The organism is Mesorhizobium sp. B1-1-5 (assembly GCF_006443065.1).
Taxonomy (GTDB): Bacteria; Pseudomonadota; Alphaproteobacteria; order Rhizobiales; family Rhizobiaceae; genus Mesorhizobium.
The window spans coordinates 1-9,193 of the sequence record NZ_VFWS01000162.1 but is presented as its reverse complement, the minus strand read 5'-3'; the positions used below and the strand labels follow the sequence as shown (position 1 = coordinate 9,193).

At 65.2% G+C, this 9,193-nt stretch carries 5 protein-coding genes and 1 pseudogene; 2 read left to right on the top strand and 4 right to left on the bottom strand.

The features are described 5' to 3' along the window. From FJ980_RS27815 to FJ980_RS27800, 4 genes and pseudogenes are all read right to left on the bottom strand, one after another. Positions 1 to 2,790, bottom strand: a pseudogene (locus FJ980_RS27815) (calcium-binding protein); the annotation flags it as partial. Then, positions 2,787 to 3,242 (bottom strand): hypothetical protein, encoded by a 456-nt coding sequence (locus tag FJ980_RS27810; RefSeq protein ID WP_140546865.1) that lies wholly within the window; start codon positions 3,240 to 3,242, stop codon positions 2,787 to 2,789. The gene FJ980_RS27810 and the pseudogene FJ980_RS27815, both read right to left, overlap by 4 nt. 183 nt (positions 3,243 to 3,425) lie before the next feature. After that, positions 3,426 to 3,854 (bottom strand): AraC family transcriptional regulator, encoded by a 429-nt coding sequence (locus FJ980_RS27805; protein ID WP_246676574.1) that lies wholly within the window; start codon positions 3,852 to 3,854, stop codon positions 3,426 to 3,428. Between the two features lie 395 nt (positions 3,855 to 4,249). Continuing rightward, positions 4,250 to 5,773 (bottom strand): helicase HerA-like C-terminal domain-containing protein, encoded by a 1,524-nt coding sequence (locus tag FJ980_RS27800; protein WP_140546863.1) that lies wholly within the window; start codon positions 5,771 to 5,773, stop codon positions 4,250 to 4,252. 249 nt (positions 5,774 to 6,022) lie between these two features. On the opposite strand from FJ980_RS27800, the gene FJ980_RS27795 reads away from it, so the two are divergent. Both FJ980_RS27795 and scpA read left to right on the top strand, forming a co-directional pair. Further along, positions 6,023 to 7,465 carry a methylmalonyl-CoA mutase subunit beta gene (locus FJ980_RS27795; protein ID WP_140546862.1) on the top strand — a complete coding sequence of 481 codons (1,443 nt, stop codon included), beginning with the start codon at positions 6,023 to 6,025 and terminating at the stop codon, positions 7,463 to 7,465. Next, the coding region (gene scpA / locus FJ980_RS27790) for a methylmalonyl-CoA mutase (protein WP_140546861.1) at positions 7,462 to 9,193 on the top strand (1,732 nt) is incomplete at its 3' end. The genes FJ980_RS27795 and scpA, both read left to right, overlap by 4 nt.

Below are 9,193 nucleotides of genomic sequence, written 5' to 3'. Positions count from 1 at the left end.
GTCAGTGGTGTTCTGCGTCACCTGCTGGTTGGTCGCGAAGAGCTGCGAGCCGTTGACGGCATCGGTCGAGGAGTTGCTCAACTGCCCTGCCGCGACGTTCTGGATTTGGCGCTCCGCGCCCACCGAACCGACCGAGAACGCGCCGGCCGGCGTTCCGCCGGCGAAGGTGTAGCTCACGCCGCCGATTGTCGTGCCGCCGACATTGGTGGTGGCGCCGGTAACCGAATTCAGGCCGATCGACACGTCGCCGGTGTTGGTGGCGACGGCATTCGGGCCAATCGCGACGGAATCCGTCCCCAGCGCCTGGGAATCGGCAAGCGTCGAATTGGCGTGGAAATACTTGATGCCGCCGCCGGTGTTGATGGTGTTGATCGTGTTGCCGAGAGTGGTGATGTCGGCGGTGTTGGCGGCGATGTCGGTGGTGTTCTGCGTCACCTGCTGGTTGGTCGCGAAGAGCTGCGAGCCGTTGACCGCGTCGGTCGAGCCGCCGTTAAGTCGTCCCGCGGCGAGATTGGTGAGGGTCCGCTCCGCGCCCGGCGCGCCGATGCTGACGGTCGAGGAAGGCGTCGTGCCGGCGAAGGCGTAGGTCGTGGTCCCGATCGTCGCGCTGGCCGTGCCGACAGCCACGTCAGTCACGGAGCCCGAGCCCAGTGCCACGTCGCCGGCATTGCTGGCGGTGGCGAGGGCGCCCAGCGCGATCGCATTGGCGGCGCCGGCATTCGCTCCTACGCCGAGAGCCGTCGCTTGAACGCCCGTGGCTAACGCGTTCTGGCCGATCGCCGTGCTGGATGTGCCTGTCGCATTGGCATTGGCGCCGATGGCGGTGCTGTATTGGCCCGAAGCCTTGGATATGTATCCCATGGCCGTTGCGTCCAGGTTCGACGCGACGGCGCCGCTGCCGACGGCCGAGGCGTTGGCGCCGGTGGCGCTCGAATTGGTACCAGCCGCGATGGCGTTCGTCCCGGTCGCGGTCGCGACGGGTCCGATGGCGACAGAGTCCGTACCCGTCGCCGACGAATCCGCCGCCGTCGAATTGGCATGGAAATACTTGATGCCGCCGCCGGTGTTGATGTTGGTAAGCGACGTGCTGAGATTGCTGATATCGCTGGTGTTCTGCGTCACCTGCTGATTGGTGGCGAAAAGCTGCGAGCCGTTGACCGCGTCGGTCGAACCGCCGCTGAGCCGCCCTGCGGCGAGGTTGGTGAGGGTTCGCTCGGCGCCCGGCGCGCCGATGCTGACGGTCGAGGACGGCGTCGTGCCGGCGAAGGCGTAGGTCGTGGTTCCGATCGTCGCGCTGGCCGTGCCGACGGCCACGTCGGTCACCGAGCCCGAGCCCAGCGCCACGTCGCCGGAACTCGCCGCAGCGGTCGCGCCGTCGCCCAGCGCGACATTGCCGGCGAGGCCGGCAGCACCCGCGGTGGAACCGTTGCCCAGCGCCACGGAGCCTTGCCCGATCGCCTTGTTGTTGTTGCCGATGGCGACGGCGCCGTTGGCCATATTGGCGGCGGTGGCGGTCGCCGTGCCGTCGCTGTTGGCGATGTTGTTGGCGCCGCCGGTGAAGGCGCCGGTGCCGCTGGCATAGCTCGGATCGCCGATGGAGACCGCGCCGTTGCCAAAGGCGGTGTTGTTCGCGCCGATGGAGACTGCCTGGCCGCCAGTCGCGACCGCATTGGTGCCCATGGCCACCGCGTTGGTGGCATCGGCCTTGGCATTGTTGCCGACGGCGATGGCGCTCTGCGCCGACGCATTGGCGCCGATGCCGAGCGCGGTGCTGGCTACCCCGCCGGCGCTGGCGCTGACGCCTGCGGCGAGAGAATTGTCTCCCGTCGCCTTCGCCCCAGACCCGAATGAGGAGGAGTTTATGCCGCTGGCAACGGCGGTGTTGCCAACTGCCGTGCTGGCGGCGGCGCTCGCTGCGGAGTTGGTGCCTATGGCGATGGCCGATTGAGCGCTCGCATTTGCGCCCAGTCCCATAGCGGATGCATTCGTGCCAGTCGCAGCGGCATTGTTGCCGTACGCCGAGGAAGAGACGCCCGTGGCTTGGGCTCCGGACCCCGTCGCGACCGAGCCGGTACCGCTCGCCACGGCCAAATTGCCGAGCGCCAGCGAAAAATTGGCCGAAGCAGTGGCTGAGCGACCGAACGCCCCTGAGCTTATCCCCGAAGCATTGGCAAGTAGGCCGATCGCCGAGGCGCTGTCGTTTGTGGCCTTGCTTTGGAGTCCTATCGCGATAGAGGTGGTCCCAGATGCCAACACATCCGTGCCAAGGGCGATGGCGCCCTCCGCAAGGGCACCGGTTCCCGGAGCGGTGCGAGCGCCAATATTGATGGAGTTTATCTGGGAAGCGATCGCCTGGAAGCCGATCGCGATGGCATTCTGGGCGCTTGAATTGGCGTTGGTGCCGTTGGCAACAGAATCCAGCCCGCTCGCCGACGACCCAGCTCCAACCGCCACGCCGCGCAGTCCGCTTGCACTGCTTCCCGTGTCGATCGCAACGCTATCCGCGCCGGTCGCCGAGCCGCCGCCTAAAGCAACCGAGCCTGCGTCAGCCGGCGTGGCGACAAAAAGCATCAGGCCAGCCGCCGCACCGACGGATGCCAAGCTCGCGCCGCCGAGACCGAGCATGCCGAGCCCCAGCCGGTTGCGCGCGAGACCGAGCACGCGATGCGCATTGCGAAGCGCCGCCATCAGGCGACGACGGAGCGAGCGGCTGTCGACGGCGCCGGAGACCCAGTTTCCAGCAAATCGGGCCGACCCGCGCTGAGCGATACGTTCTTGCCTGAAGTTCATTGCGAGAATGCCTCCTTTGGTGGGTCGCGCTCGATAACGGCAGGTTCCGCCGACCCTGCCGCCAAAGCGTGTCTGCTCGAAAATGGGATGATCACATCGGCGCCACGCGCCAGCAGCGCATGGCCCTGTTTCTCACCGATCGCCTCGACGCGATCGAGCGTGTTTTCAAGCCAGGCGTCACCCGCCTCGGGCACAGCCAGGAGCGCCGCCGTGACCCGCTCGGTTGGGATCAGCCGCTCGAGATAGGAGCGCACCGCCGCCAGATGGACGGCGGGCGCGTCATGCGCGTGAACGACGGTCGTGAGGCCGTAGAGATAATGGGCCAGCAGCATGTCCTGCTTGGCCAGGGGCACGCCATTTCCATAGCGCTTCTCAAGCGTCCTCGATGCCGACTCCAGCCAATAACCGATCTCCTCGGAAAGGCTGCGGCGGATCGCCGTGTCGTCGCTCATGTCCCCTCGGCCAGCTAGAATCCGAATACCGGATTTGCTGCAGAAAGACAGGTTTTCAGAGGTTCGTATTCCAACAAATTGCTGTTTATCTGAAAATATACCGTAGATCTTCCATAGGTTAACGCAAAATTACTTTAGTAATACCTTTTATAAGCCGACCCATGGATAACCGCCGCCGGGATATCAGCTCTGCCTACCGGCCCGCGATCGAACCAACCTCTCCCGCACCTGCAACGGCGTCACGTCGCGATATTTCTTCATCGTGGTGGTGAGGTGGCTCTGGCTCGAGAAGCCGCTCAGATAGGCGATGTCGGTGATCGACATGCGCCTGTCGGCCAGCAGCTTCTCGGCAAAGTCAAGGCGGAGGGCAAGAACATATTGGTGCGGCGTCACGCCGAACGTCTTGGAGAAAGCGCGGGCGAAATGGTAGGGCGACAGCCCGCACACGGCCGCCATCTCGGCGAGCGAAAGCTTGCGCGAAAAGTTCTCGCTCAGGAATTGCGCCACGAGGCGAGCGTGGCCGAGCGACAGCCCACCTTTCGCGTTCAGCAGTGGCCGCCTTTCAGCAGGAATTTCCGAATACCAAGCTTGCAGATCGTCATCGCGCCGCAACTTGGACTCCCGATGCTCAGCCCTCCGCAGCTTCGGCCCAACCTGAGCGGGCGCTTTTGGTTCCCTGGCCACAATAATTCGTGATCGCACGTGCTGTCGGCGCTATCCAGTTTGCCCCCCGGCAACAGCACGTCAAAGGCCATGATTTGGCGCGTCCGGTATTTCATGAAATTGCGGTTCTGCCGGAAAAGTTCCGTAGCGAAAAGTTTTAGCCGCCACTGATGCAGCTCACTCGTCGACGGGTAAGATTTGATCGTCGCGAGGTAACGAGGACGGCTCTCAGGGGCGGCGCATTTCCGTGACGGATTCCGCGCGACGGCAAGCGGGTCTCGCCCGATATCAAAGGCTGCGGGGCGTGATTCGCGTCGCGCCGGGCGCGGTACCGCCTCTCCGCTTCAGCGGCCTCTCGCCAGGCTGCCCAAAATCCCGCGCACGATGGCGCGGCCGACGGACGAGCCGACCGAGCGCACCACCGACTTGATGGCGGCTTCGGCAACGGTCTGGCGGTTTGAGGACCGCCGGTTGCCTGTCCCCAGAACATCGTCGAAGCCCGGAATGGTCCAGCGCGAACCGCCGCTGTTCTGCTGCTGTGCCTGCGCCTCGGCATCCTGCGCCTCCTTGGCCTTTTTCTGCAGCATTTCGAAGGCCGATTCGCGATCGACGGCGTCGTCATACTGGCCGGCGACCGGGCTCTCGGCGATGATCTTGCGGCGCTCGTCGGGCGTGATCGGTCCGAGCCGCGATGACGGCGGCCGGATCAGCGTGCGCTGGACCATGGCCGGCACGCCCTTGTCCTCCAGCATAGAGACCAGCGCCTCACCGGTGGCGAGCTGGGTGATGGCGGTGGCGCAATCGAAATCAGGATTGGGCCGGAAGGTCTCGGCGGCGGTGCGCACCGCCTGCTGCTCGCGCGGCGTATAGGCGCGCAGCGCATGCTGGACGCGATTGCCGAGCTGGGCCAGCACCTTTTCCGGAATATCCAGCGGGTTCTGGGTGACGAAATAGACGCCGACGCCCTTGGAGCGGATCAGCCGCACCACCTGCTCGACGCGATCGATCAGCACCTTCGGCGCGTCCTCGAACAAAAGATGCGCCTCGTCGAAGAAGAACACCAGCTTCGGCCGGTCGAGATCGCCGACCTCGGGCAACTCCTCGAACAGCTCCGACATCAGCCAGAGCAGGAAGGTGGCGTAGAGCCTGGGGTTCATCATCAATTTGTCGGCGGCCAGAACGCTGATCGCGCCGCGGCCGTCGCGCGTGGTGCGCATGATGTCGGCAATGCGCAGCGCCGGCTCGCCGAAGAAGTTCGCCGCGCCTTGGGTCTCCAGCACGAGCAGCGTGCGCTGGATGGCGCCGACCGAAGGTCTGGTGACATTGCCGTAGCGCGCGCTGAGCTGGTCGGCGCGATCGGCCATGTTGGCAAGCAGCGCCTGCAGGTCCTTGAGATCGAGCAGCAGCAGACCTTCCTCGTCGGCGATGCGGAAGGCGATGTTCATGACGCCCTCCTGCGCTTCCGTGAGGTTCATCAGCCGCGACAAGAGCAGCGGCCCCATCTCCGAAATGGTGGCGCGGATCGGATGGCCCTGCTCGCCGAACAGGTCCCAGAAGATGACCGGGAATTCCTGGAATTGATAAGGATCGAGCTTCACCTGCTCGGCGCGCTTGACCAGGAAATCCTTGGCCTCGCCCATCATGGATATGCCGGAAAGGTCGCCCTTGATATCGGCGCAGAAGACAGGCACGCCGGCGTTGGAAAAGCCTTCGGCCAGGATCTGCAGGCTGACGGTCTTGCCGGTGCCCGTGGCCCCGGTTACGAGGCCGTGGCGGTTGCCGTAGCGCAGCAGCAGCTCTTCGGCGCGCTGATAGGAATCGTCGGGCTTGCGGCTGGCGCCGATGAAGATGCTGGTCTCGTCAACCATGTCCGTCTCCGCAATCTGTTCCGCTCAAAGGCCTCACCCGAGGTATAGTAACGCCGGTCGCATGCGGCAATGCCCGGCATCGATTTTGCGGCGCAGCGAATTTGGCCTTTGGCGCTTGCGGATTCGGCGCATGTTTGGCAATCGATTGGCTGGCCGCGAGAGAACCCGGCAGGATGATGCATTGTGATATCCGGTTCCTGACCTTAGATTGGCTTGACCGGCTGATGCGACCGAGAAGCGAGGAGAGCGATGGGCGCCGGCGCCTTGACCAGGGATGTCGACCTTCCGAACCCGGACGCCAAGCGTTGGCGGGCGCTGGCGGAAAAGGTGCTTACCGGCGGATCCTTCGAGGAAAAGCTCGTCTCCCACACCGATGACGGCATCCGCATCGAGCCGCTCAGCCAACGCTCGACGACCGCCGAGCCGTTGCCGCGCAAAAATCCGACCGCGCCCTGGATCGTCAGCCAGCGCGTCGACGACCCGGACGTCGCCCGGGCCAGCGCGCAAGCGCTGGAAGACATCGCCCAAGGCGCGACGGGCCTGTCGCTTGTCTTCGAGGGCGCGCCGAATGCCTTCGGCTACGGCTTGCCGCGCACCGCGGAGGCGCTGGAGAGAGTGCTCGACGGCGTGCCGCTCAACCGCGTGCAGGTGCGCATCGACGCGCACCCCTGGAGCCGCGCCGTGGCCGACTGGCTGCTGGCTTTTCTCAGCCGCCGCCGCTCCGATCCGGCCAAGCTCAACCTTTCCTTTGGCATCGACCCGGCAGCGATCTTCGCCGGCACGGGGCGGCTGCGCACCTCGATCGAGGCGCTGCAGGAATCGATGCCGCAGTCGCTGGCGCATTTCTTCTCGATGGGCGTGCCGGGCGTGCTGCTCGAGGCCGACGGCCGCGTCTTCCATAATGCCGGCGCCACCGAGGCGCAGGAGCTCGGCTCGATGATGGCCTCCGTCGTGTCCTATCTCAGGATGTTCGAGAAGGCGCGCCAGCCGCTGGTCTATGCGGCGCCCTATATCGGCTTCGCGCTCAGCGTCGACCAGGACCAGTTCCTGTCGATGGCCAAGGTGCGGGCGTTGCGCAAGCTCTGGGCGCGGGTCCAGGAAGCCTGCTCTATCCCGGCCTCGACCGCCAGCATCCATGCCGAGACCTCGTATCGCATGATGACGATGGCCGACCCGGAGACCAATATTTTGCGTACGGCGATCGCGGCTTTCGCGGCGGCAACCGGCGGCGCCGATTCGATCTCGATCCTGCCGCACACCATCGCGCACGGGCTGCCGGCCGGCTTTGCCCGCCGCGTCGCCCGCAACGCGCAGCTGATCATGGCCGAGGAGAGCCACATCGGCCATGTCGCCGATCCGGCCTGCGGCTCCGGTTCGGTCGAGGCGCTGACCAACGATCTCTGCGCTGCGGCCTGGGAAGAATTCCAGCGCATCGAGGCCGAGGGCGGCGTGCTCGCCAGCCTGCAGCAGGGCTATATCCAGAACCGCGTGCAGACGGCCGCCGCCAAGCGCAACGGCGCCTATCGGTCGGGCGAACGCGGCATTGTCGGCACGACGGTTTACCGCGTCGGCAGCGAACGCCCTGTCGAGACGCTGCCGCGGGAGCGGCGTCCGGCCCTGACCGAAGGCGTGGCGACCTGCGAGCCGCTGTTTCCGGTGCGCATCGATCAGTCGATCGGAGCCGGATCATGATCCCGGATTTCAGCCAGATCGGCTGGTCGGAGCCGCGTCGCGCGCCGGTCGAGCTCAAGGGCCAGCGGATGACGCCGGAAGGCATCGCCGTAAAGCATATTTACGGCCAAGGCGATCTCAAGGGTCTTGCCAATCTCGACACCTATCCCGGCCTGCCCCCCTTCATGCGCGGCCCCTACCCGACCATGTATGTCCAGCAGCCCTGGACGATCCGGCAATATGCCGGCTTCTCGACAGCCGAGGAATCCAACGCCTTCTACCGACGCAACCTCGCGGCCGGGCAGAAAGGCCTGTCGGTCGCCTTCGATCTCGCCACGCATCGCGGCTATGACAGCGACCATCCGCGCGTCGCCGGCGATGTCGGCATGGCGGGCGTTGCAATCGATTCCATCCTCGACATGCGGCAGCTGTTCGACGGCATTCCGCTCAACGAGATGACGGTGTCGATGACGATGAACGGCGCCGTGCTGCCGATCATGGCGCTGTACATCGTGGCGGCGGAGGAACAGGGCGTCGCCCAGAACGATCTCACTGGCACCATTCAGAACGACATTCTGAAGGAGTTCATGGTCCGCAACACCTACATCTATCCGCCGAAACCTTCGATGCGCATCGTGTCGGACATCTTCGCCTACACCTCCAGGCATATGCCGAAGTTCAACTCGATCTCGATCTCCGGCTACCACATGCAGGAAGCCGGCGCGACGGCCGATCTGGAGCTTGCCTACACCATCGCCGACGGCATAGAATATGCCCGCGCCGGCGTCGCCGCCGGCCTCGACATCGACCGTTTCGCGCCGCGCCTGTCCTTCTTCTGGGCGATCGGCATGAACTTCTTCATGGAGGTCGCCAAGCTCAGGGCCGCAAGGCTGCTGTGGTCGAGCCTGATGAAGAAGAATTTTGCGCCGAAGGACGAGCGCTCGCTGTCGCTGCGCACCCATTGCCAGACCTCGGGCTGGTCACTGACGGCGCAGGATCCCTACAACAACATCACCCGCACGATGATCGAGGCGATGGCGGCGACGCAGGGACACACCCAGTCGCTGCACACCAATTCCTTCGACGAAGCAATGGCGCTGCCGACCGATCATTCGGCGCGCATCGCCCGCAACACGCAGCTGATCCTGCAAAAGGAATCCGGCACCACGCGCATCATCGATCCGTGGGGCGGTTCGGCTTATCTCGAGAGGCTGACGCATGATCTGGCAGCGCGTGCGCTTGCCCATATCGAGGAGGTCGAGGCGCTCGGCGGCATGGCCGCGGCCACCGAGAAGGGCATTCCCAAGCTGCGTATCGAAGAGGCGGCCGCCCGCACCCAGGCGCGCATCGATTCAGGCGAGCAGGTGCTGGTCGGCGTCAACGCGCACCGGCCCGGTGCGGATATCGAAGTCGACGTCTTGAAGATCGACAATGCCGAGGTAAGAGCCCGGCAGCTATCGAAGCTGCAGCGGCTGAAGGGCACGCGCGACGTCGCGGTGCTCGAGAATGCGCTCGCAGCGCTCTCCCGCGCGGCCGAGAGCGGCGAGAACCTGCTCGAATTCGCCATCCACGCCGCGCGCGCCAATGCGACGGTCGGGGAGATTTCGCTGGCGCTGGAAAAGGTCTTTGGCCGCCACATCGCGTCGGTGCAGACGATTTCCGGCGTCTACCGCCAGGCGCTCGGCGACAATCCGGCCGTCGACCGGCTGCAGGAGAAGATCGGCGCGTTCGAAAAGAAGACCGGCGGAA

What these genes read in the sequence shown, in the direction of transcription:
- FJ980_RS27810 (WP_140546865.1), bottom strand. Translation starts at nt 3,242, where the DNA reads ATGAGCGACGACACGGCGATCCGCCGCAGCCTTTCCGAGGAGATCGGT.
- FJ980_RS27800 (WP_140546863.1), bottom strand. Translation starts at nt 5,773, where the DNA reads ATGGTTGACGAGACCAGCATCTTCATCGGCGCCAGCCGCAAGCCCGAC.
- FJ980_RS27795 (WP_140546862.1), top strand. Translation starts at nt 6,023, where the DNA reads ATGGGCGCCGGCGCCTTGACCAGGGATGTCGACCTTCCGAACCCGGAC.